Source organism: Kitasatospora sp. NPDC023118, assembly GCF_055560875.1.
This window is the reverse complement of sequence record NZ_JBVHHW010000018.1, coordinates 95156-117972: the sequence shown is the minus strand read 5'-3', so window position 1 is coordinate 117972 and position 22817 is coordinate 95156. Positions and strand designations below refer to the sequence as shown.

Here is a 22817-nt window from a genome sequence, read left to right as displayed (position 1 = left end):
ACCGGCAACCCCTGTGCCCACCACTCGGGTGGACACCGCGGTGCCCGGGTACCGGCACCGGCGCTCTCAGGCGTCGCCGGTCGTCAGCAGCTGCGTCGGGCCTTCGGACTGAGCTATCTGCCAGTTGCGCGGGCGGGCCCGGCCGTGCGGATCGGTGTCGCGGATCCGCACCCGGTGCCCGTCCTGGCTCAGCTCGGGTTGTAGTTGGACCCCCGTGCGATGCGGCAGGGTGGAGTTGACGATCTCCCACCGACCGGCACGAATCCGGCCGATCGACACCTCGCAGTCCACCAGCGCGGCCGCCTCCGCGTGGCGGGTGCAGCCGAGGACCTGCTCGACGAGCGGGACCTGGGAGGCGGGGAGCGGCACCGAGCGGTCCCGCGCGTAGCAGAACCAGGATCCGACCCGGACCAGCACACCCGCACAGCCCTCCGCCGGATCGGTGAGCAGGGCCGCCGCCGGGTTCCCCCGTGACCGCTCGACGGGTTCCCAGTGCTCGAGATAGGGCTCGTGCAGGCCCTCTTCGACCAGCCCCCCGCCATCCCAATGCAAGGTGCCCGCGTCGGGCAGCGGCGCCGGCGGGTGCAGGTCGATCCGGCGGACCCAGCTGAACGTGTCGCCATCCTGCTCCAAGGTGCCGGCGAACGCCTTCTGCCCGCACAGCGCAAGGAGTTGCGGCTGATCCAGATCGGTCAGGGCCGTCCGTCCCACCAGCGCGTCCAGCCCGGGCGGGCAGCGCAGATCTCCGAACAGCGCCGGCCCCTGCACCCAACTGACGGCGGTGACGCGATCGGTCGAGCCATCCGCCTCGCGGACGAAGGTTCGACGCCAGACACCGGGGAGATCCGCGAGCGCGAGGCGGGACGGTGACATCGGTACTCCTGTGCCTGAGTCCTGTCGGAAGGGCCGGGAACCACGCTACGCGGTCGGCTCCGGAAATCCTTGCCCCTCACAAGATCGCTGAAATGAGCCGTAAGCTGCGGACCTCCAGCAGCAGCGAAACCTCACCTCCGCGCTCTACGCACTCGTCGCGAGCGTGGCTCCGCCCTGCATCCACTGATCAGACGGCATGCTCCGCCCGGCGCGCGGTGTCGCCGCTCATGGCATGGCTCGGCAGCCCTTTCCGCAAGTACACGCCATGGGCACTGGCCGACGCCGCCCGCGTCGCCCTGACCTACGGCACGGAGTTCAACCGCAACGCCGCGACCGAGCGGGACCTGCTCGAAATCCTCGCCGCCTACTCCACCCTCATGGACTCCACCCTGCACAGCAATGGGGAGAATGAGGTCCGGCTACGCGACTTCCTTCTCCGCACCGCCGGGGAGCAGCTCACCTGGCAGGAGCCGGACTTCGCCACCCTGGCCCGTACCGCGGCCATGTTCCTGCACACTCCGTTCCCCGACGACCGCACCCCCAGACACATGCTGCCGGGCTGGGACGCGGACCTGTTCGGGTGCTCGCTGACCGAGTTCGTCGGAGCCGCGCAGCTGCTGTGGGCGAGCGCCCTCGTCTGCCAGGGCCGCTTCGACCCCTCCTTCCTCGACACCGCGGACGCCACCGGAATCGGCGACATCGCCAGTCGGGACACCATCGTGCGCGTTCTCGACCGCCAGTTCGCCATCGACACAGCCGCCTTCAAACGGGCCGAACACCAGACGAACAAGCGCCTCGAAGCTGTCCCCCACGCACGCAGCCCGCAACTGCGCCGCTTCACCTACAACCCGCTGATCGGCAGACCTGCCGTCACTGGCTACGGGGACACCTGGCTCCTGTGCCCGGTGCCCCAGCTCGTCCACCGCAAAGCCGGACCTGCCGGCATCTACTACGCCGGACGCGACCACTTCGGCCCCCAGCTTCGCCATCGAGATGGGCTACCTGTTCGAGCAGTACATCGGCCGCCAGCTGCGTCGTCCTCCTCGACGGCTTCGGCGGCCCGGAAGTCCCCTTCCCCCTCCTGCAACGGATCGCCACCCAACGCCGCAGCGAGGTGATGGTCACCTTCCAACCCGCCTTCCTCGTACGGTTCTCCGAGAAGGCCGAGCGCCACTGCTCAGCCGGAGGTGGTTGTTGTCGACGGCGGAGAGCGTGTAGCGGACGTAGAGGACACGTTCGGGCAGGTGCACGTCGTTCCAGTGCAGTCCGAGAGCTTCGCCCTTGCGAATGCCGGTGCCGATGAGGACCTCGATGAGGTCGGCGAAGGCCGGATCGGCGGCGCGGCAACAGTGCAGGAAGTGGATGGCGTCCTGGACGGTCCAGATCTGGCGTTCGGCTGCGGCGGGCCGCGGGATGACGGTCGGGCGTGCCGGGTTGTAGGGGAGCCGGTGGTGTCGGACGGCGTCGCCGAGGGCGCTGGAGAGCGTGGCGAGGCAGCGGTGGACGGTCACTTTGCCGCGTCCGGCGTCGAGTTGGGTGTGGACGAAGGCGGCGATGTGCGAGTAGCCGAGATCGTCGAGCCTGACCTGACCGAAGGCGGGGATCAGGTCGTTGGTGACGTAATCGCGGTAGCGGACGTAGGTGGTGGGCTTGAGGGTGAGCTTCTTGTCCTTGAGCCAGGAGGTGAGGTAGTCGGTGATGGTCTGGTTGGGGTCGGCGTTGAAGCCGCCGGCCTGCCCTTCGATCATCCGGCGCAGGGCGGTTCGGGCGGCCTCGGCGCTGGGGTAGCCGCCGCGGCGGACGATGTTGCGGTGCTGGTCGGGGGAGGGGAGGTCGAGGGAGAAGGTCCAGGTGCCGTGATTGGGGTCGGTGGCGAGCTTGGGGCAGCTGGCTCCGAGTTGCTTGCCGCCCAGGTCGCGGCAGCCGCACCGGCGGAAGACGTGCCCGGCGTGGACTGCGGAGCGCATGGTGATCGCCCCCAAGGGAGGTTCGTGTGAAATTGCCACGCTCATGCTCCCGCGCTGCGGATCGAAGGTCGAGCAACGCCGCACTCACCCCGCTCTCACCGGGGCACCAAAACCTGCTCTGACCTGGGACGATCCCTTGTCGTGGCGACAAGTGCTTGGCAGCCGCAGGCGAGGTGATCCCGCGGGTCCCTCTGTGACAGCGTGGCGGGAGACGCCCGATTTGGCGGGTTAGCCAAGAGGGAATGACCCCCGCCGCCGATCCGGTTCAAAGACACCCTTCAGGCAGCCGGAGCAGGTCGACGCCGCCCGGCTCGGACAGCCCTATCAGCCGGACGACGGTGCCTTCCCGATGGTCAGCTGCCCGTTCATCAGGCCAAGCAGCGATGCTTCGGCGGTTCCAGGAGCATCTGCAGAGTCGGCCGGCGGCCGAACCGAACGGCCGGTACTGGACCGCGATCCGCCTTCGAGGCCCTGGCCTCCTACATTCCCCCCGGCACAGCCTTCGAGGCAATGGCCATGGCCTCGACCTCGGCCGTTGTCTTCCGGTCGCCCAAGAACATTAGAAGGTAGCTCTCGGCAAGGGTCATCTTGTGCATTTCGGTGATGTCGACGCTCTCGGGGAAGGAGTGAATGCGGCACAGCGGCTCTTCGCAGCCGATCAGCAGCAAGGTGGAATTCGGGTTGACCTGCTGGAGCTGGGTGACCAGGGGGATCGAACCGCCGCCACCGGTGAAGACGACCTGTTCGCAGGGGTAGGCGTGCAGCATGGCCATCTCGGCCAGCGCGTACCCGGGTTTCGTGGTGTCGGCTTGGAAGCCGCGGCCGGCCGAGCCCTCGACCGGGTTCACCTGGACTTCGGCGTTCCAGGGGTTGAACGCGGGGTCCTCCAGATACGCCTTGAGCCGGGAGAAGGCGTGCTGGGGGTCCTCAAGAGGCGCGATACGCAGGCTGACGCGCGCCGTGGCCGTCGCCGCGAGCTGGTTGATGGAACCATCGATCGGGGGAGGGCCGTCGAGCCCGACCACGTTGACCGACGGCTTGCCGAACAGGCGGCTACCGAGCGAGCCCGTGCCGATGAGGTGCACCCCGGCCTTCACCCCGGCCTGTTTGCGGAACTTCCGTTCGTCGGGCTCGTGACCCTGCCACGCCTCCTGGAGCAGATCGGGCACCGCGACGTCGCCAGCCGGGTTCTGCACACGGTCCAGGAGGTGGATCAGCGTCATGAAGGCGTCGGGCGTCGGGCCGCCGTACTCGCCGCTGTGTACGGGCGAGTTGAGGGTGCGGACGGTGACATCCGCTGCGACCATGCCGCGCAGACTCGTGGTGAACGTCGGCTTGCCGAGCTCGTAGTTCCCGGTGTCCGCAATGACGAGAACGTCGGCTTTGAAGAGGTCGGGGTTCTGTCTGACGTATTCCTCCAGGCTGTCCCCTGCCTCCTCCTCGCCCTCCAGGACGATCTTCAGATGGACGGGCGGCATCGTGGCGAACGTCCGGAGGGCTCCGAGGTGCATGATGATCCCGGACTTGTCGTCGGCGGAGCCCCGGCCGTACACCCGGCCGTCCTTGGTCTCGGGCTCGAAGGCCTTTTCCCAGCCTCCCGCCTCCACGACGTCGTAGTGCGCGTACAGCAGCACCGTGGGGCTCCGGTCGGGTCCGGGGGACTCCGCGTAGACCAGCGGGGCGTTCTTGCTCGCGTCCCCGATACATAGTTGTCTGACATCGGGGACGCCCGCGCTTCTCAGCAGCTCGGCGCACTTGTCGGCGGCGCTCTTGATCGGCGTGAGGTCCCTGGGGTCGTAGACGGAAGGTATCCTCACGAGATCCATGAGGTCGGCGATCAGGTCGTCCATGAAAGGTCCGCCGACCTTCCCGGAAAGGTCGATATTCGCGTTCATCTCGTCTCCTCCGGGTTCGGATGGCGAGGGCACCGGGCCCGGAGCCCGGCACGCACGGGCCCGCCCTCCTCGCCGGCGCGAGGCTGAACGGGCCCCTCATGCCCGCAGGTGGCGGGGGAATGTCAGTGGAATACTTTTATCGAGTACTCGCCGAGCAGCAGCGCCTTCCCGGAGGACGCACTTCCGGTGACGCTCGCCGCGGGGACCCAGAGGTCCTCGTCGCCTGCCTCCATGCGATCCTCTGAAACCTCGTGGTACTGCATGGTGATACTCGCGTCCGCAGGTATCGGCTGGATGCCCGTGTAGGTGAGGGTGAAGTGTGCGTCGAAGTTCCCGGGCACATCTTCCAGAAGATATGTGAAAGTGGTGCGCTTGGGCTCGATGGTCAGCCACTCGTCCAGGGGCACCTGCTGGTCGGTGCACTGCAGGTGCGCTTTCCCGCTGGAGATGTTCTTGAACTTGACGGTGACGAAGAAGTCGGTTGGACCGCTGTTTTCGTTTCCAAAATGCAAGTATTTCACGCAGAAGTTCTTGCTGTCTGACGGAACGAGGTGCACGTTACGCCACGACACCGATGGCAAGTACTTGACCCAGCGGGCGAACTGCTCGTTCGTCGAGAAGGAGGGAGGCATGTCGGCAACAGGATGACGCGGCGTGCCGACCATGGCGATCATGCAGTAGTGATTGCCGTAGCGGTCTACATTGTGGTCGCCTTCCCAGACGAACGCGTACTGGGTGGCGCAGATCTGGCCGTTCGCGATGTCCGTCGCACTGCGGTGGGCGAACGGGACGGACGGCTCGACCTTTCCCACCGGGGTGATGGGGAACCACTGGCGGGGAGTCAGGAGAAGGGAGGCAGGCGAGACGAAGAGCTTCACGTGGCCCTGGGACGAGGCTCCGAGGTTCTTTCCTCTGACATAGACGTTGTTGGGTTTCCCGTTGTCGATGTTGCGCCCCAGATCCTGGCCGTAGGCGGACTCCAGCCGATCGAATGTCAGAAGATCCTCGCCGTACGGGATGATGTCAGGAGAATGCCACAGGGTTCCCGAACTCGGAACATGTCCGTCGTCGGCCAAATTGTCCCTGACATAGATGTCGTCATAGAGCGGAGTGACGGCAGCACTTGCGGCAGTGCCGGTCGTGGCGGTGCCCATGGATAACCTCCTGGGGCGTGCGGGTACAGAGACACGGCCCTTCCGCCGAAAGACTTGGCGGGAGGTGTCGCAGAAACGGCTTTCCGGATGGCAGCCGGAGCTATGGAGTGAATTTCACGATGATCACGTGCCGGGCATTGCCGTTCGCGCGGGCCCTCTCGGGGAATGAGGTGAAGGCAGGCCTCCCCGGAGATATCCGCTGCCTCCGTTACGAGGTTAGGCGTGTACGACCTGATCGTCCAATCGAGCGATGGTGTGCAGGAGTTGCCTTGCGGATCTCGAAGCAGAGAACATCCCAATGCCATTGTCAAGCCGCCGTCGTGACTGGTGGTGGCTGATAACACGCTTCGTCACGGATCACCGCCCACAGGACGTTCACTCGTCGGCGCGCGAGCGCGATCAGTGCTTGCTTGTGTCCCTTGCCCTCGGCGCGCTTGCGGACGTAGTAGGTCCCCGACGCGGGGCAGGATCGGAGGCTGGCCATCAAGGAGAGGTATATCCCGCAGCAGCCCGCGGTGGTAGCGGCCGGGGGCGGTGGAGGTTGCCGCTGACCCGGCCGGAGTCCCTGGGGGCCGGGGCCACCCCGCCATAGCCGGCCAGGCGGTCCGCGCTGGCGAAGGCGGCCATGTCACCCCCCGGTGGCGGCGACGAACTCGGCGCCGAGCTGGCTGCCCGTGCCGGGCAGGCTGCGGATCACGTCGGCGTGCGGGTGCTCGCGGAACCGGTCCTCGATGAGGGCGTCGAGCTCGGTGATCTCTTCGTCGAGGGCCATCACTGCCCTGGCCAGATCGCATGATCTTGGAAGCCGACCAGGGCGGGAGAGGCGACAGGCGCCACCGGAGATCGCCCAATCGTGCACCCCAGGGTTCTGCGGCGCCCCGCCTGCCGGGCGCGATCAGAACGTGTCGGATGGTGCGTCCGGCTGGACGGACCTGGTCCGGAGGCCAGACCGCCCGGGGGAACCTTGGCCGCCAGGCCGAGGCCGAACCGCGCCGGTCCGAAATCGCCTGCCGGCAGGCCGCAGCCGCGCCACCCCCAGCGCTGGCCGAGCCGGCGTCCTGGTGGCGCCGCTCCTATGACGTTCCACCACGGCAGGGGACACGCCGTCCGCTACGCCCCGTGCCCCGGGCGTACCGCGGTCGGTGATCACCGTCGGGTCGGCGGCGGTGTTGGTTCGGATGGCGGCGCTGTCCGTGCGCCGTCCGTCGGGTGCCCCGATGCTGGGATCGGAGCGGGTCGGCACTCCATAACGACCCGCCCGGCCCACGTTCGGGGCGTTCTGGATGGAGGACGGATGTCCGTAACCGGCAGTGATGGCAGCGGCAACGGCCAGGTGACCCGCGATCCGGCGGCCCTGGAGGCGATCGAGGCGGTCCGCGTCGGCGGGTCGCTGGGCCGGGCGCGTCGGCGGATGGCGAGCGAGTCGGGCGGGCCGCGGGTCGAGGCAGCGCAGCTGCAGAAACTCACCGAGCTGCATGTGTGCATGGGCCTGAACGCCTGCAAGGGCCACGACCTGGACGGCACCGCGCCGATGGCGGGCATGGGCCGGTGCGCGACGGTGCTGCATGTGTGCCATGGCGCCAACGAGTGCCGAGGGCAGGGCGGGTGCGGCTACACCGGGCCGGACGCCGAGCTGGCCAAGCCGGGAGAGCAGGCCTGCCGCTATAACGGCAGCTGCGCGAGCCCGATCAACGAGAGCCGGGTGTTCGCCGGCGGCCCGCTGAAGGGCAAGAGTGTGTGGAAGCTGGCCCGGCAGATCTTCGAGGCCCGGATGTACGAGGCCGGGATCCCGTTCGGCCCCGCGCCCGGCGAGGGCTACCCGGACGAACTGGTCCCCTCGTACGAGGCGCCGAGGCGCGACCGGCGGCCGCTGGGAGACACCACCGTGGCGGCCGGCAGCGGCTCCGCCGGAAGCGGCGACGGTAGTGGGTCGGACGGGGCCGTCGCGTGACGTCGCCGTCCGGTGTCGTCGGTACCGGTGCGTGGTCTCGGTTCGGTCTTCCCTTCCTGGGGTTCGGAGTCGGTCTTCGCGCTCCGCACCACGGGTGGGTACTTGAGCATCTCGACACCGGCCTGGGGGTGGACTGGCTGGAGGTGATCACCGAGAACTACCTGGACTCCGGCGGCTTCCCGCGCCATGTGCTGGACCGGGTGGCCGAGCGGTGTCCGGTGGTGCTGCACGGGGTGTCGATGTCCGTGGGCAGCGTCGATCAACTGGACGTCGACTATCTGCGCCGGTTACGCCGCCTGGCGGACGCCGTCGGTGCGGCGTGGGTATCGGACCACATCTGCTGGACCGGCGTGGCGGGCCTCAACACGCACGACCTGCTTCCGGTGCCGTTCACCGAGGAGGCGCTGGCTCACATGGCCGAGCGGGTACGGACCGCCCAGGACCTGCTGGAGCGCCCGTTGGTGCTGGAGAACCCCAGCTCGTACGTGGGTTTCACCGCCTCCACGATGCCGGAGCAGGAGTTCGTCGCGCGCCTTGCCGTCGAAGCGGACTGCGCGCTGCTGCTGGACGTGAACAACCTGTACGTCTCAGCGGTCAACCACGACACCGACCCGTCCGAGTACCTGGCGGCGCTTCCGCTGGACCGTGTGGTGCAGATCCACCTGGCCGGTCACACCGACGCCGGCACGCACCTGGTGGACACCCACGACGCGCCGGTCGCGTCCCCTGTGTGGGACCTGTACGCCGACGTTCTGGCCCGAGTGGGCCCGGTCTCCACCCTGCTGGAGTGGGACGACCGGCTTCCCTCGTTCCCCGAGCTGGTCCGTGAACTCGGCCCGGCCCGGCAGTTTGCGGGGACAGTCGCACCGGCGGGAGCGTGATGCGCAGCAACGCCCGAACGCATGGCGCGGTCGACCGCGCCAGCGCCATCCCTCCGGCCGACCTGGTCGGTCTTCAACTCTGGCTCCGGAAAGCAATCATGTGCCCGGATCGCGGAGTAGCCGACGATGTCCCGGCGGTACTGACCTGCTCTGCGCGACAGACGGCAGCCGAGCGTCTGGCCGTGTATCAACGCGCCTACCGATTGCGCCTGCTGGGCTGCCTGCACGCCAGCTTCCCGGCACTGCGCCACCTGCTGGGCCGCCAGGCGTTCGACGTACTGGCGGAGGAGTACCTCGACGCCGTCCCCCCGAGCAGCTACACCCTCGACCGCTTCGTCCAGGGCTTTCCCGTCCACCTGGCCGAGAACCGGCCCGACGCGGCCGATCCCGTCGACGAACGGGATCCGTGGGTCGATCTGGTGATCGAACTGGCTTGCTACGAACGGGCCTTCGCCGAGGTCTACGACGCCGCCGAACCCGACCCCCGCCGTGTCCTGCGCTGCCGCCACCCCGTGCACACCTACGTGCACGCCGTCGCCCGCGGGCGGGACCCCGTGCCTCCCCCGGCCCAGCCGGTCCTGCTGACACTGCGCCGCATCGGCCACAGGGTAGCCGTCAGCGAGGAATCACTGCTGGTCACCAGCCCCCTCGATACCCAGCCCCACGCGGCACACGCCCCCACGCCGGCATGAGCCCCCTTCCCACCCGCCCGGGTAGCCAGTACCCGGCCACCCGAACGGAGCACTGATGACAACCCTCGCCTCCTCCGGCCTGCCGTTCACCGTCAAGCCACTTGCCCAGGTGAGAGCGAACGAGCCGATCCAGGACTACGAGACCCTGGTCAACCACCTGCACCAGGCAGCCCAGGTGGAGATGTCCACCATCCCGATGTACCTTTTCGCCGCCTACTCCATCCAAACCAAGGGCCACAACCAGTGGCAGCCCGGCATCTCCGCCTTCCGCACCATCGTCTCGATCGCGATCGAGGAGATGCTGCACCTGTGCCTGGTGCGCAACCTCATGGTCGCCCTCGGCGCCGGCGACCGGATCACCTTCAACGATCCCCACTTCATCCCCGGCTACCCCAGCAAGATGCTGCACCGGGTGCCCGACCTCGGGCTGCATCTGCAGCCCTGCTCACCCGAGTTGATGAGGAACGTCTTCATGCCGCTGGAGCTGCCCGCCGAGCAGGACGCCCCGCCGCAGTCCGACCAGTACCAGACGCTCGGGCAGTTCTACCAGGCGATCGAGGACGGCCTGGTCCGCGTGGACGCCGCCGAGGGCAAGGAGCTATGGAAGTACGCCAAGGACAGCATCCCCTGGCAGTACCAGCGCGCCTACTGGAACCGCGACGGCGGTGGCGAGCCCATCCTGATCACCGACCTCTCCTCCGCCCTCGAGGCACTGAAGGTGGTCGTCGAGCAGGGTGAAGGGGTCGACCCCTCGAAGGCCACCGTCCCCATCGACCCGGTCAACCCCACTCCCGGGCTGGACGAACTCTCCCACTACGCCCGCTTCAAGCGCATCGAGCAGGGCATCGAGCCGATCGGGACCGTCCGCGACGTAGTGACTGACCCGAAGATCGGCGACTTCGAGGAGCCCGCCGCCGGCCTGGCGAGGCTGTTCAACGCCGCCTACTGCTACACCCTCGCAATGCTCGACAAGCTCTACAACCTGCCAGCCACCTTCACCGCCGAGACGCCCAGCCCCCGCTACCACGTGGAGCGCACCTTCGTCTCAGCGATGAGCGGCCTGCTCTACCCCATCGCCGACCTGCTCATGCAGACAGCGACCGGCAGGCTGAACCCGAACCCGGACGCCCCACCGCCGTGCGCCGCGCCGACCTTCGAGTTCTACGACTTCCCGAGCGAGATCAGGAAGTTCGGCGCCCACCACACCAGGAAGGAGCACCTGATCCACCTCTGCAACCAGGCCATCACCACCTTCCCCCAACTGGGCGGGGACAACAGCGTCCACTGGCTGATCAACAAGATGCCCGACATCGCCCACCTCCCCTCCCAACCACCCGCCGCCCGCCCCCGGTCGAACTGACAGGCCGGACGTCCGGCTCCCCGAAGCCGCGGGAACACCCCGCAACGAAACCACTCCCCATGACCCCCACACCACTGAAAGGCGAACCGAAATGAGCCACCCAGGCGCGACCCCCCAGAACAGCCAGCACCACGCTCAAGCAGCCCGGGCCATCGGCACCGTCGGACTGGTCACCCCCCAGGGACGGCCGCCATCCGTGCTCGCTGCACCCCAGCCCAACGACACCTGGAGCCTGCCCTACGGCCAGGCCTGGGTGTTCTACGGCAAGGGAAACCACGGCCTGGTCAGACCGCTGATCCTCTCCGACGGATTCGACAGCGGCCCCAGCACGCTGGACCACATCTGGGACTCCTGGAACGGCCAGCAGTTCCCGTTCTTCAGCAACCTGCTCGCCCGCGGACGAGACCTGATCATCATCGGATACCAGGAGCGCAGCGCCTCCATCCTCGACCACGCCGAGACCGTCATCCAGGCGATCCACAAGACGATCAGCAAGCGGTCGGGGAACGCCGAACTCGTGATCGGCGGCTACAGCATGGGCGGCCTCATCACCCGCTACGCCCTCGCAAAGATGGAATCCCAGGACGACGACCACCAGACCGCCACATACTTCAGCTACGACACCCCACACAACGGCGCCTGGATCCCCCTCTCCCTGCAAGCCTTCGCGCACTACAGCAAGCCGATGAACTCACTGTTCTCCGACCAGGTCAACAGCCCGGCCGCACGCCAGATGCTGTGGCGCCACATCGAGACGGTCGACGACGTACCCGCCGTGGACCCGCTGCGCACCAAGTTCCTCGCCGACCTCCGAGACGTCGGCGACTGGCCGAGCCGACCGCGCAAGATCGGCGTGGCCAACGGCGCGGGCAACGGGACCGGCAACGGCGACGTCCCCCACGCCGAGGCCGTGAAATCCACCGGCCTCTGGTTCCACGACACCACGCTCTACATCCAGGCCAGCGGCGAGCATCAGCTGGTCGCCCAGCTGCGCAGCCAGCTCGGGCTGGACCCGAAGGACATCTACACCGACGGATTCCCCGAGGGCGACGGCGCCCCCGGCGGGCTGCTGAACTCCTTCCAGATCCTCGCCGACGCGCTGAGCCATGGGGGCAGCACCGACCTGAACTACCCCGACACCTGCTTCATCCCCACGGTCAGCGCCGTGGCAATGCGCGGCCTCGACACCAACGACGACCTCTACCTCGACGTCAACAGCCGTCCGCCGCAGGAGAGTCGGCTGGACGAGTTCCAGTGCGCCGCCACCAATGAAGGGCACACCCTCATGACCGCCGAGCACGGCAACTGGCTCCTCGACCGCCTGTAGCACAGATCGGTCGTTCTTATGGCCCGTCGGGTTGAATCCGGCGGGCCATTCACCTGATCCAACTCCCGTAGTCCGATCATCCGCCAAACGCCACATGGGACCACGTGGACGTGGCGGCGCTCGTTCTTCTTGTAGGCGACCGGGGTTGCCGCGGAGTTTCGGAGCGCGATGAATGCCAAGCCGTCGGCGTCGTGCCGCTCAACGCCCACCCTGCGACCAGCAGGCCGATCTCGTCCTCGTCGAGAGCGGTGGAGCGCACTGGTCCGTAGCTCAGTTGGAAGAGAAACCGTCTCCAAAGCGGCGTGCCGCAGGTTCGAGTCCTGCCGGACCAGCAAAGAACCGACCGTTTTCGCGGAACTCTCGAATGGGCGATCAGCAGAATCCGGCAGACAAGAGAATCAGAAGCTGTGGCCGTGTTCACCTGGGCGAGCGAGGCTACAATGAGGTTGTGAGGAAGGTCGCAGTCAGGGTTGCCATCGCGAACCGCTTCTCACGCGTCTCTCACGGATGGGGCGTCATGAGCGGGCATCAGGTGTCATGCGGGGCGGATCGCTGGGGGTCAAGGGGCCGCAGATTCAGATCCTGTCGTCCCGACTTGCTTTACTGCAGGTTGTAGGCCGTTTCCGCTTCTGGCGGGAACGGCCTTTTTGGTGTTCCGTCGGCTGGTGGTCGCAGTGTGGTCGCCGAGCCACATCGGCCAGGCGGTGGCGGGTTCGATCTCTTGCGGCGTCTGATGGGCGGCCAGGCAAGTGGTGGGGGCGCGGGTTCTGGTGCCAGGGGCGCCGGCTGCGGCAGGCGGGCTCGCCGAGAACCGCGCGGTTGGCGGTGCTGAGGGTCCAGGCGATGGCGTCGACGGCCGCCCGCTCCGCGAGGCGTGTGAGCTCGGCGTAGATCTGCGGCGCGGCGAGGTCAGGGCGGTGCTGGCCGAACGGCTGGCCACCAGGCACGGTGTCCAGCTCGCGGCCGACGGGGAGAAACTCCACCAGTACTACCCGAAGACGCGGATCCTGCGGCTGTCGGACCGACTCCGCCCCGGCCAGCAGGCTTCCGGCTGGCTACCCAACTGGCCTACCCGGAGCACGATGCGCTGCTCTCCGAGCTCGCCGCCCAGGCCAGCCCAGAGTCCTCGGCGGCGCACTCGCTCACCCGGATCGGCCTGGCCAACCCTGCAGCGCGCCGGACGGCGCGGGGTGCCGTTCTCCTGCGTCCGGGTCGACCGCGCCGGGAACGTCTCTAAGCGGCAGCCCGCCACGCCGTTCCACTTCTCCCGCACCGGCGGCACCTGCCCACTGTGGAACATCTACGGCGCCTTCGCCTCGCCTCGCCTTGCCGGGCCGCGTCCACGTCCAGGTCGCCGCCATGCCGGACGGATGCCGCTACCTCTGGACCGCGCGCGCCGTCACCCGCTCACCCGGCGGCTGCGGGCGCCCCGGCAAGACCTTCGCTATTGGCCTCGGCTGCGAGATCCGGCACGCGGGCCGGCTGGTGTACTCCACCGGCCTGGATCTCGGCGACGAGGCTGCCGCCACCCCGATCGGCCTCGGCTGCAAGGTCTGCGAACGCCTCGCCTGCGCCCAGCGCTCAGCCCCGGCCATCGGCCGCCCGCTGGCTGTCGACGAGCACACCAGTACCTTCGTCCCGTGCTCGGTGTGGGCCGACCTGAAGTGATAACTGCCGACCCGCCGTCGGAGAGAGCCTGCGGCTGGCCAAGAGACCTCCCGTACCCCCGGCCCGCCGATCTGGCGTGCCCGAGGACTCCCTCGCCTGGACTTTCCGCATGGTGACCAACGGAATGGCGGGCACCGCGCGCTGGCGGACCAGCTTGCCCCCGGCCGTCGCTGTGCCGCGCGCGTGGCAACGGCACCGGACTGTCTCGGGTCAGCGCCGACACCCGGACGACCTCGCCCTCGTCCGTCACGCTTTCGACGACCAGCGCCGAAAGCCCTGAAAATACCGTTCCCACAAGCTCGTTGGCATCTCGCATGACCTGCCAACGACGCCTGTCACGGTTCGCTACCAGCGATTACGGGACAGAGCCGATTACCGGACAGAGCCGTTCATTGGGCAGCCTCGACTATCCGGTGCCGTTGCTTCGGAGCCGTCGGCAGGTGTGCGGGTTCGGCGGAGGGTCTCACCGTCGGGGTCGGCCGGTTCGAGTTCGATGGCGCGGCGTAGCTGTTCCATGCGTCGCGGCAGGGGGTGCCAGCCGGGTTCTGTGGCCATGTCGGCGTTGAGCTCGTGGATCGCGCGGGCGTAGGCCCGGGCCAGGCCGCGGAACTGCAGGGGCAGGCCCGGGCGGGGGTGGCCGCTGGGGGCGGTGCTCACCCACAGGGCGTTCGTGGTCTCGTTATCCGGGCCGGTGGGTTCGGTGGTGTCCCGTGTGACGAGGTGGCTGCGGACGGTGAGCCAATGGCGCAGCGCGGCCCGGGTGGAGCGGGACAGCGCGACCGTCTCGATGGCGGGTGTCGTGTGCGGGTTGCGGTGCTGGGGGCGGCGGGTGAGGCGGATCGTGCCGTGGTGCAGGTCGATGTCGTCCGTGCGCAGGGCGCAGAGTTCGCCGGCGCGGCAGCCGGTGTCCAGCACGGTGCCGATGATCGCAAGGATCCGGCTGCGGGACGCGGACCGGCCGGGGCGGGCCGAGTGTTCCAGGTGGCCGAGGAGGATGCTGCGCGGGCGGGCGGCGACCACTGGCCGGAGTGTGACCTGCGGCCGGTCGCGGTCCGGGAACGTGACGGTGAGGCCGGCCCGGGTGCTGAGGATGCGGAGGCAGTCCTCCCGGGCGCGCATGGACGCGGGTGAGGCTTGGCCCGGTCGTGCGGTGGGCTTGCGCCGTAGCAGGCCCTGCTCGGCGGCGGTGAGATAGGCAGCGAGGGTGTCCGGCGCGAGGAGCAGTGCGAGTGAGCCGGCGGCTGTCTCCGCGATGGTGCCTCGCGCCAGAGCGGTGCGCAGTTCGCTGGCGATCCAACGCAGCTGCTTCGCCCGGGAGGTGCCCGTGGGCGGTTCGCAGGCCAGCTCGACCAGGGCGTTCAGCGCCTCGATCGAGGGTGCCGCTGCCGCTGTGACGTCCGTCATGGGGTCACCCTAGCGACGGGGATGGTCGGGCCGGCGGGTTCTTTCCGTCGGCGGGCTCTTGGAACCTCCTGCGGGATCGGATCTAATAACTGGCTTGAAGCAAGATCACCGGTGGGGTGCGGGCGGCATGGTGGCTGTCTCCGCCGGTATGCCCCGTCCGGGGTGGTGACCGTCCTTCGGCAACTGGCGAGGGGCGTGCCGGGGCGTCCGCAGGCCCTCGCAGCCGCACCCTCCGGGGTGTGCTGCCGCTGCGGGTACGAGCCGTCGAACCTTGCGAACCGGAAGGACTGCGAAGGCCCGGCACGGGGCACCGTCGCGACAGTGCGGTCGGCACCGAATCGACGATCCAGGCTGGGCGCCGTGTGGCGACTTCCGCAAACTCCGCGAGTGCGCGACGTGGACCGTCCAGAAAGGCCTGACGGAACGTCAGTAAAGTCAGCATTGGGTCAGCATTGGTCCTGGCAGGCGCTGTCACAGATGGTCGAACCGTGTCATGCGTCGAGGGCGGAGACGAGTGTCGAAAGGGGCGCTTCGAGGCGGGGCGGAGGGGGCTCGGGTCGGCGGTGTGGTAGCCCGGGGCTGCCACACCGCCGACCGCCTAAAGCCCAGGTCAGCGGGTGCGTCCGCGAGCCTTGAGGGGGATTCCTGGGAGCTCCGGGGCGGGCAGGCGATCGCCGGGGTAGCCGTCGACGGCGCCGAAGCGGTCGGGGTTCGCGGAGCTCATCCATTCCTCGCGGGCTCGGGTAATGTCTTCGTGAGACCGCCCGATGAAGTTCCACCACATGATGATCTGCTCCTCGAAGGGCGTGCCGCCGAGGAGGATGAGGCGGGCCTCGGTGTCGCCGGTGTTGGCGAGGGTCAGGGTGGTGGGGCCGGGGGCGAGGTAGCCGAGGTCGGCGCGGTGTAGCGCGGTTCCGGCGAGGCGGATGCCGCCGTGGTCGACGAGGACGCCGTGTTCGAAGGCGGGGTCGAGGGCGAGGGTGACGGCGGCGTGCGGGTGGAGGGTGAGTTCTGCGCCGAGGAGAGGAGTGAAGGTCGGGACGGGGGAGGTGTCGCCGGCCAGGGTGCCGAGGAAGACGCGGGCCTCGCCGCCGTCGAGGGGGACCGGTCGGGGGGCGTGGTGGTGGAAGTCGCGGGCGGTGTGGCGGTGCTCGTCGGGCAGGGCGACCCAGAGTTGGACGCCGTGCAGGACGGTGGTGGCGGGGGTGGAGACCTCGGAGTGGCAGATGCCGTGGCCGGAAGTCATCAGGTTGAGCTCGCCGGGGCGGACGAAGGCGTGCACGCCGAGGCTGTCGCGGTGCTCTATCTCGCCGGTGAACAGCCAGCTGACCGTCTGCAGGCCGGTGTGGGGGTGCGGGGCGACGTCCATCCCACGGGTGCGGGCGACGTCGTCGGGGCCGTAGTGGTCCACGAAGCACCAGGCGCCGATCATCCGGCGCGAGCGGTGCGGCAGGGTGCGGCGGACGGTCATCGCGCGCGGCCCGCCGAGCGGGACGTCCCGGGCGGTCAGGACCTCCACCTGCGGGTCCTGTGGCTGAGCGGCGGGGTGCGGCTCGGTCTCTGTGGTCTCTGCGGTACTCACGGTGGTGATCCCTCCCACGGTGGAGAATGGTGGCAGATAGTTCTAGATTCAACTATTATCATGGCAGAGTGCCGGGCAGCGGCGAGCGGGTGGAGGAGTCCAGGTGAGTGACGTGACGGTCGTCCCGGTGGAGCGGCGGGTCTTCATCGACAAGCAGAGCCCTACGGCCTACCGGGCGCAGCTCGCGGCCGCCGAGGCGTCGCGGGCGGTCGCGGCGGAGGCCGGACTGGACCGGCGGCTGGTGGAGCTGGTCAACCTGCGGGTGTCGCAGATCAACGGCTGCGCCTACTGCCTGCACGTGCACACCCGGGCCGCGCTGCGTGAGGGCGAGACCGCCCAGCGGCTGGGCGTGCTGCCGGCCTGGCGGGACACCAAACTGTTCACCGCACGGGAGCGCGCCGCGCTGGCGCTGGCCGAGGCGACCACGACCCCCTCGGACGCGGCCCTGCAGCAGGCCGCCTACGGCGTCGCGCGCGAGACGCTGACCGAGGAGGAGATCTCGGCGGTGATCTGGGTCGCGATCGCGATCAACGCCTTCAACCGGGTGTCGATCATGAGCAAGCACCCGGTCCGTCCGACCCCGGGGCAGTAGCCGGCCTACTCGCACGGCCTTCCCCGTTCGGCGTACGCCCTACTATGGCGGGTGTACGACTGTTTCCTTCCCGTGGGGGATGCCGGAGCATCAGAGCGGCGACGAAGCTTGGGCGTCAGAGGCGGGCGGGGGCTCGCCGCTGACGAAGGGGGGTCGCATGGCACGTCATGCGGTTTCCGCCCTGGTCGCGACGGTCTGTCTGGCGCTGGCCGCACCGGTCGCCTCGGCGGCCGTCGAACCGAATGTCGTCGAACCGAACGCCGCCGCACCGAACGCCGCCGTCAAGGACGCCGCGAGCCGACGGGCGGAGGCGCTGAAGGCGGTGACCGGGGCCGGTGCGGTCGCTAGTGTCCTGCGCCAGGAATTCGTTCAAGATATGAGGCGAGTCGTTCGAGGATCTCGTCGGCGGTCTTGGTCCAGGTGAACGGGCGGGGGTTCTCGTTCCAGGTCTTGATCCAGGCCCGGATGTCCTTCTCCAGGGCCTGGACGGACTTGTGGACGCCCCGGCGGAGTTACTTGTCCGTCAGTAGCGCGAACCACCGCTCCACCTGGTTGAGCCAGGACGAGCTGGTCGGGGTGAAGTGCAAGTGGAAGCGCGGGTGGCCAGCCAGCCACTTCTGGATGGCCGGGGTCTTGTGGGTGGCGTAGTTGTCGCAGACCAGGTGGACGTCCAGGTGTGCGGGGACCTCCTTGTCGAGCTTGGTGAGGAACTTCGTGAACTCGGCCGCGCGGTGCCGGCGGTGGAGGGAGCCGATGCCCTCGCCGCTGGCCACGTCGAGGGCGGCGAACAGCGTGGTGACGCCGTTGCGCAGGTAGTCGTGGGTTCGGCGTTCGGGCATGCCGGGCATCATCGGCAGCACCTGTCGGCGTACGGCCTCAGTTCCCCAGGTGCGTACAGACGAACGTCCCCAGCTGTCAGGCCACCTCGGTGTCTCGCTGAGTGGTCGGCTCCGGAAGTCCTTCGGGGGTTGACGGCGGAGGTGGGGCTGTGGCTGGCGTCTGGTCAGATGTCGGGGACGGCGAGGTGGAGCCGGCAGGCACAGTCGAGTGCGTCTGCGGCGGCTCCCATGGGGCGGCCGGTGGGCACCAGGGAGTCCTCGTAGCGATCGCTGCTGGCGTAGTAGGGGGCGAATCCCCATCTGCCGACGGCGCCGGTGTAGCGCAGGCGCATCAGCTTGCCCCGTTCGCCGTCGGCCAGTTCGGCCTTCACGCAGGCGAAGGCTCCGTGGTGGCGGACATGCAGCTGCTCCATCTGCGGCCAGGCGGGTGCGGCCGTGCTCACCGCCTCCACCGTACGCCGCTGGCGATCACCCGGGCCACCGGCCTGCCGCACGCCGTGCCTTGCCCGTTGCCGTCGCCCGCCGCGCGCATCCGCAGCCGGCTCCCGGACGGCGTCGGCCAGTTACCCGGCGACCTGCCGGAGGTTTCCCCGCTGCGGCACCTGCTCCTCGGGGACTGGCGCGGTGGTAAGCACCGGGTTGACGCGGAGTACCAGCCGCAGCACCTCGGGATCGCGCCCGGTCTTGGTCGGGCTATTTTGCTAGCATGCTAGCAACGAGTTAGCCTGGTCTCGTGGGCGATGAGGAAGTCAAGCAGTTCAACGTGTACCTGCCGATCGGGCTGATCAAGCAGGTGAAGTACCGCGCCATCGAGTCGGGCATGTCGCTGTCGGCACTGGTCGCCGAGGCGCTGCGTGCCTACCTCGACGACGCCCATGGGCAAGAGTGCCAATCGACCGAGAAGGAGGCCTGACATGGCGACCGAGGGAATCGAGGCCCTGTTCCTGGAGACCCACAACTGGGGCAAGGCGGCACGTTTCTTCCAGGCGCTGGGCTACGACCTGGAGTTCGAGACGGGCCACAGCTCCGGCCAGCTCCGCAACGGCGACGGTCCCTACGTCTTCATCGCGGAGGTCCCCGAGGACCGGGAGCCTCAGGTGCAGGTCGTGCTGAAGGTGCCGGACGCGGACGCGTTTCGTGCCGATCCGTCCGTCGAGGTGGTCACGCCGTTCGAGGACACCCACTTCGGGACCAGGTTGATGACGGTCCGCGACCCCGACGGGCGGCTGTGGAGCCTCCAGGCTCCGGTCAAGAACTGACTGCGACGGAGAAGGGGAACACCATGGCAGACGAAGCGACCGCGGCGCCGGACGGCACCGCGGTGCGGACCGCCCTCTGGCGGGCGATGCACGTCCAGGTCGACCGGCCGCCCCACGTGTTCGAGGACGAGATCGGCCTGGAGCTGGCGGCCCCCGACGGCGACTGGCGCCACCGGCCCGACATGGACCCGCACCTCACCAGCGGGTTCCGGGCGGCCATGGCAGCCCGCGCCCGGTTCATCGAGGACCTGGTCATCGAGCAGGCCGACCGCGGCGTCACCCAGTACGTCATCCTGGGAGCCGGGCTGGACACCTTCGCCCAACGCAGGCCGGAGACCGCCTCCCGCCTGCGGGTCTTCGAGGTCGACCAGCCCGGCCCGCAGGCGTGGAAGCGCCGTCGGTTGGTCGAACTGGGCTACGGCATCCCCGACTGGCTGCAGCTGGTGCCGGTCGACTTCGAGGCGAGCGAGGACTGGCTGAAGAAGCTGGTTGCCGTCGGCTTCGACCCCGGTCGGCCGGCGTTCATCGCGTCCACCGGCGTCACCATGTACCTCACCGAGGACGCCACCGCGGCCACCCTGCGCCAGATCGCCGGGCTCACCCCCGGCTCCACACTCGCGATGACCTTCCTCCTGCCGCCCGACCTGCTCGACGAGGCCGACCGCCCCGGCCTGCGGGCGAGCAGGGAAGGTGCGCGAGCGTCCGGAACGCCGTTCATCAGCTTCTACACCCCGAAGGAGATGCTGGCCCTCGCCCGCGAATCCGGTTTCGCGGACGCCCGACACGTGTCGGGGGCTTCGCACGCTGGGCGCTACTTCGCCAATCGCACCGACGGCCTTCGCCCGTCGACCGGAGAGGACATGCTGCTCGCCACCACCTGACCCTCGTCGACCCGTCGAATCGGGCAAGGACGGTCCAGCCAGTCGTCCGCCTCGGCGGCGGCCTGGGACCCGACGGCGATGCCGTCGGGTCCTTTCATCACGTGGCCTCACCGACCAAGCAGCAGAGTGCCGGGGAAGGGTCCTCGACACGCATCAAGAAGTGGCCACGTTCATCCGTACGTGGCTGGGGACGTTCAGCTGTACGCCGACAGCACCGGTGCCGAGCGGTCCAGCGCCTGGATCTGGGACTTCTCGTCGACGCACAGGACCAGGGCCCGCTCCGGCGGGTCCAGGTAGAGCCCGACGACGTCGCGGACCTTGTCGATGAACTGGGGGCCTTGGACAGCTTGAATGTGTCGACCTGGTGGGGTTTGAGCCCGAAGGCCCGCCAGACCCGGCCGACCGTGGACTTCGACAGGCCGGTCTCCGCCGCCATCGAGGCCCGGGACCAGTGCGTGGCGTCCTCGGGGGTCCGCTCCAGCGTGGCGACGACCAGTTCCTCGATCCGCTCGTCGCCGATCTTCCGCGGGGCACCGGGGCGTTGCTCGTCGGCGAGGCCCTCCAGCCGGCGGTCCAGGAATCGCCGCCGCCACTTGCCCACCGTCTGCGGCCAGATGCCGAGTTCGGCGGCGACCTCCTGATTCGTCTTGCCGTTCGCGCAGCCGAGGACGATCCGGCACCGCTGGGCGAGCGCCTGCGAGGACTTCGCCCGTCGCGCCCATCGGACCAACGTCTCGCGTTCGTCGTCGGTCAACGTGAGCTCGGCCATCGGCCGTCCCATGCGCGCCATGGAGGCAAGGCTGCAGATATGCAGCGAATTTCAGGCGCAGGACACTAGAGCGGACGGCTCGGCCCCGGCCCACCCGTAGACTGGGCCGGGGCCGCCCGGCGGCACCGCCGAGCGGAGAACGAGAGCCGAGGACCGCAGTTCGTGCCCAAGTCACCCACGAAGCGGCGCCCGCTGACCGTCGCCGCCCTGAACGGCAGCGCCCTCGCCCTGTTCGTCGAACACGGCTTCCACGCCACGTCCATCCGCGACGTCGTCGCCCGCGCCGGGCTGACCCGCGGCGCGTTCTACTCCAACTGCCAGGACAAGGAACAGCTGTTCCTCGCCCTCTACGACCAGCAGATCGACAAGCTGCTCGCCGACCTGCGCGCCGCCTTCACGGACGTCGGCCCCGGCCAGGACATCCCCTCCTGCCTGCTGCGCGAGCTGGCCGACCGCCGCCGGGAGGACGAGGGCTGGTTCCTGCTCTCCATGGAGTTCACCCTCCACGCCGCCCGCCACCCCGAGGTCGCCCGCAGTCTCGCCGAGCACGAGGCCCGGCTGATCGACGGACTGGTCGAACTGATCGAGGAGGCCTCCGAACACACCCCGGAGGTCCGCCCGCGCGACCTCGCCCGGCTGCTGGTCATCCTGCACCAGGGCGCCACTGCGATGCGCCTCACCGAGGAGGCCCGCGGCACGCTCGCCGAGTTCCCGGAGGACCTCCTCCACCGCGTCGTGGACGGGTCGTTCCACCCCGCATCGACCCGAGGGGCGCAGGCATGACGGACGTGACGCTCAACCTCTGGAAGCAGCCGCTCGGCGAAGTGCCGCCGGAGGTGTGGGACCGCACCGAGCTGACCGTGCTCATCCTCGCCGAGACCGGGATCGCCGAACTACCGCCCGGCATCGGTCGATTGACCGGGCTGCGCACCCTCGACCTCGGGCACAACCGGCTGGCCGAGGTGCCCGCCGAACTAGGCGAACTCGCCGCGCTCGGGGGCTTCCTCTACCTGCACGACAATGCGCTGACCGCCCTGCCGGAGGCGCTCGGGCGGCTCACCGCGCTGCGCTACCTCAACGTCGGCGAGAACCGGCTCACCGAACTGCCGTCCACCATCGGCGAGATGGCGGCCCTGGTCGAACTGCGCGCCCAGCAGAACCGGCTCACCGCCCTGCCGGAATCCATCGGCGGTCTCGGTGCGCTGCGTGAACTCTGGCTGCGCGGCAACGAGTTGGCCGCCCTGCCGGACTCCGTCACCCGGCTCGCCGAACTGCGGGAACTGGAACTGCGGGAGAACGCCTTCGCCGAGCTTCCGGACGTGCTGGCCGGGCTGCCGCGGCTGCGCCGGCTGGACCTGCGCGGCAACCGGATCGTCGAACTGCCGGACTGGCTGGCCGATCCGACCGCGCTGCCCGCGCTGGAGAAGCTCGACCTGCGGTGGAACGAGGTACGGCCGTCGGCCCGGTTGCTGGACGCGCTCGCCGCGCGCGGGTGCGTGGTGCTGTTCTGAGGTCGGTTCCGCTGCGGCGGGGAATCGGCGTGGAATCGGCGGAGAGACGCGGCGGGAAAAGATCAACAAGACCGTCGAAGACCTGCTACCGTGGACGACATGAAGCGCGCTGCACTCGCCACGACGACGCCGGAGAGAGTCCCGGTGCGCTGACTGCTGACCTAGTCCGAAGCCCCGGGGCGAGTGCCCCGGGGCTTCGTCGTCTCCGGATC

The 22817-nt window shown here is 69.0% G+C and carries 19 protein-coding genes, 1 tRNA gene and 4 pseudogenes; 14 read left to right on the top strand and 10 right to left on the bottom strand.

The genetic code is table 11. From position 1 onward, the window contains the following. Positions 1-66 precede the first annotated feature (66 nt). Positions 67-873 (bottom strand): hypothetical protein, encoded by an 807-nt coding sequence (locus ACZ3UD_RS23795; RefSeq protein WP_465591063.1) that lies wholly within the window; start codon positions 871-873, stop codon positions 67-69. A gap of 227 nt (positions 874-1100) precedes the next feature. On the opposite strand from ACZ3UD_RS23795, the gene ACZ3UD_RS23790 reads away from it, so the two are divergent. After that, positions 1101-1991, top strand: coding sequence for a hypothetical protein (locus tag ACZ3UD_RS23790; protein WP_465591060.1), 891 nt, complete (start codon positions 1101-1103; stop codon positions 1989-1991). A gap of 3 nt (positions 1992-1994) precedes the next feature. Here ACZ3UD_RS23790 and ACZ3UD_RS23785 read toward each other — a convergent pair whose 3' ends face one another. The 4 genes and pseudogenes from ACZ3UD_RS23785 to ACZ3UD_RS23770 all read right to left on the bottom strand — a co-directional run. Then, a complete protein-coding gene (locus tag ACZ3UD_RS23785; protein ID WP_465591057.1) occupies positions 1995-2840 on the bottom strand; it encodes a site-specific integrase in 846 nt (281 codons plus the stop codon). 479 nt (positions 2841-3319) lie between these two features. After that, positions 3320-4690 (bottom strand): M20/M25/M40 family metallo-hydrolase, encoded by a 1371-nt coding sequence (locus tag ACZ3UD_RS23780; RefSeq protein ID WP_465591054.1) that lies wholly within the window; start codon positions 4688-4690, stop codon positions 3320-3322. A gap of 167 nt (positions 4691-4857) precedes the next feature. Continuing rightward, on the bottom strand, positions 4858-5889 hold the full coding sequence (locus tag ACZ3UD_RS23775) for a hypothetical protein (protein WP_465591052.1): 1032 nt from the start codon (positions 5887-5889) through the stop codon (positions 4858-4860). Positions 5890-6196: 307 nt separating this feature from the next. Continuing rightward, a pseudogene (locus tag ACZ3UD_RS23770) lies at positions 6197-6676 on the bottom strand (transposase); the annotation flags it as partial. A 507-nt stretch (positions 6677-7183) separates the two neighbouring features. Here ACZ3UD_RS23770 and ACZ3UD_RS23765 point away from each other — a divergent pair. The 7 genes and pseudogenes from ACZ3UD_RS23765 to ACZ3UD_RS23735 all read left to right on the top strand — a co-directional run. Continuing rightward, on the top strand, positions 7184-7840 hold the full coding sequence (locus ACZ3UD_RS23765) for a hypothetical protein (RefSeq protein WP_465591049.1): 657 nt from the start codon (positions 7184-7186) through the stop codon (positions 7838-7840). Continuing rightward, positions 7837-8721, top strand: coding sequence for an MNIO family bufferin maturase (gene bufB / locus ACZ3UD_RS23760; RefSeq protein WP_465591046.1), 885 nt, complete (start codon positions 7837-7839; stop codon positions 8719-8721). Before ACZ3UD_RS23765 ends, bufB begins: the two co-directional genes overlap by 4 nt. Further along, complete coding sequence (locus ACZ3UD_RS23755; RefSeq protein ID WP_465591043.1) at positions 8721-9413, top strand: HvfC/BufC family peptide modification chaperone; 693 nt, start codon at positions 8721-8723, stop codon at positions 9411-9413. Before bufB ends, ACZ3UD_RS23755 begins: the two co-directional genes overlap by 1 nt. A 55-nt stretch (positions 9414-9468) precedes the next feature. Then, positions 9469-10773, top strand: a complete 1305-nt coding sequence (locus ACZ3UD_RS23750; RefSeq protein ID WP_465591040.1) for a ferritin-like domain-containing protein — start codon at positions 9469-9471, stop codon at positions 10771-10773. Positions 10774-10969: 196 nt separating this feature from the next. Next, positions 10970-12100 (top strand): esterase/lipase family protein, encoded by a 1131-nt coding sequence (locus tag ACZ3UD_RS23745; protein WP_465591037.1) that lies wholly within the window; start codon positions 10970-10972, stop codon positions 12098-12100. Positions 12101-12359: 259 nt separating this feature from the next. Continuing rightward, positions 12360-12432 (top strand) — tRNA-Trp (locus ACZ3UD_RS23740). Positions 12433-12972: 540 nt separating this feature from the next. Further along, positions 12973-13768: pseudogene (locus ACZ3UD_RS23735) on the top strand (short-chain fatty acyl-CoA regulator family protein); the annotation flags it as partial. Between the two features lie 372 nt (positions 13769-14140). Here ACZ3UD_RS23735 and ACZ3UD_RS23730 read toward each other — a convergent pair. Both ACZ3UD_RS23730 and ACZ3UD_RS23725 read right to left on the bottom strand, forming a co-directional pair. Next, positions 14141-15172 (bottom strand): site-specific integrase, encoded by a 1032-nt coding sequence (locus tag ACZ3UD_RS23730; RefSeq protein ID WP_465591034.1) that lies wholly within the window; start codon positions 15170-15172, stop codon positions 14141-14143. 610 nt (positions 15173-15782) lie between these two features. Further along, on the bottom strand, positions 15783-16754 hold the full coding sequence (locus ACZ3UD_RS23725; protein ID WP_465591031.1) for a pirin family protein: 972 nt from the start codon (positions 16752-16754) through the stop codon (positions 15783-15785). A gap of 103 nt (positions 16755-16857) precedes the next feature. On the opposite strand from ACZ3UD_RS23725, the gene ACZ3UD_RS23720 reads away from it, so the two are divergent. Further along, the gene (locus ACZ3UD_RS23720; protein WP_465591029.1) at positions 16858-17346 is read left to right on the top strand and encodes a carboxymuconolactone decarboxylase family protein; all 489 of its coding nucleotides are present in this window, start codon (positions 16858-16860) and stop codon (positions 17344-17346) included. Positions 17347-17690: 344 nt separating this feature from the next. On the opposite strand, the pseudogene ACZ3UD_RS23715 reads toward ACZ3UD_RS23720, so the two are convergent. After that, positions 17691-18206, bottom strand: a pseudogene (locus ACZ3UD_RS23715) (IS630 family transposase); the annotation flags it as partial. Positions 18207-18349: 143 nt separating this feature from the next. Further along, on the bottom strand, positions 18350-18628 hold the full coding sequence (locus ACZ3UD_RS23710; protein ID WP_465591026.1) for a hypothetical protein: 279 nt from the start codon (positions 18626-18628) through the stop codon (positions 18350-18352). Positions 18629-18918: 290 nt separating this feature from the next. Between ACZ3UD_RS23710 and ACZ3UD_RS23705 the strand changes: the two genes are divergently transcribed. The 3 genes from ACZ3UD_RS23705 to ACZ3UD_RS23695 are packed head-to-tail and all read left to right on the top strand — an operon-like array spanning position 18919 to position 20325. Then, complete coding sequence (locus ACZ3UD_RS23705) at positions 18919-19098, top strand: ribbon-helix-helix domain-containing protein (RefSeq protein WP_280685940.1); 180 nt, start codon at positions 18919-18921, stop codon at positions 19096-19098. A 1-nt stretch (position 19099) separates the two neighbouring features. Next, positions 19100-19444 carry a VOC family protein gene (locus ACZ3UD_RS23700; RefSeq protein ID WP_344641599.1) on the top strand — a complete coding sequence of 115 codons (345 nt, stop codon included), beginning with the start codon at positions 19100-19102 and terminating at the stop codon, positions 19442-19444. 23 nt (positions 19445-19467) lie between these two features. Then, entirely contained in the window at positions 19468-20325 is an 858-nt protein-coding gene (locus ACZ3UD_RS23695) for a class I SAM-dependent methyltransferase (RefSeq protein WP_465591022.1), read from the top strand. A gap of 212 nt (positions 20326-20537) precedes the next feature. On the opposite strand, the pseudogene ACZ3UD_RS23690 reads toward ACZ3UD_RS23695, so the two are convergent. Beyond that, positions 20538-21106, bottom strand: a pseudogene (locus tag ACZ3UD_RS23690) (IS630 family transposase); the annotation flags it as partial. Positions 21107-21256: 150 nt separating this feature from the next. Here ACZ3UD_RS23690 and ACZ3UD_RS23685 point away from each other — a divergent pair. After that, a complete protein-coding gene (locus tag ACZ3UD_RS23685; protein ID WP_465591020.1) occupies positions 21257-21877 on the top strand; it encodes a TetR/AcrR family transcriptional regulator in 621 nt (206 codons plus the stop codon). Beyond that, complete coding sequence (locus ACZ3UD_RS23680; RefSeq protein ID WP_465591017.1) at positions 21874-22605, top strand: leucine-rich repeat domain-containing protein; 732 nt, start codon at positions 21874-21876, stop codon at positions 22603-22605. Before ACZ3UD_RS23685 ends, ACZ3UD_RS23680 begins: the two co-directional genes overlap by 4 nt. Positions 22606-22817 lie beyond the last annotated feature (212 nt).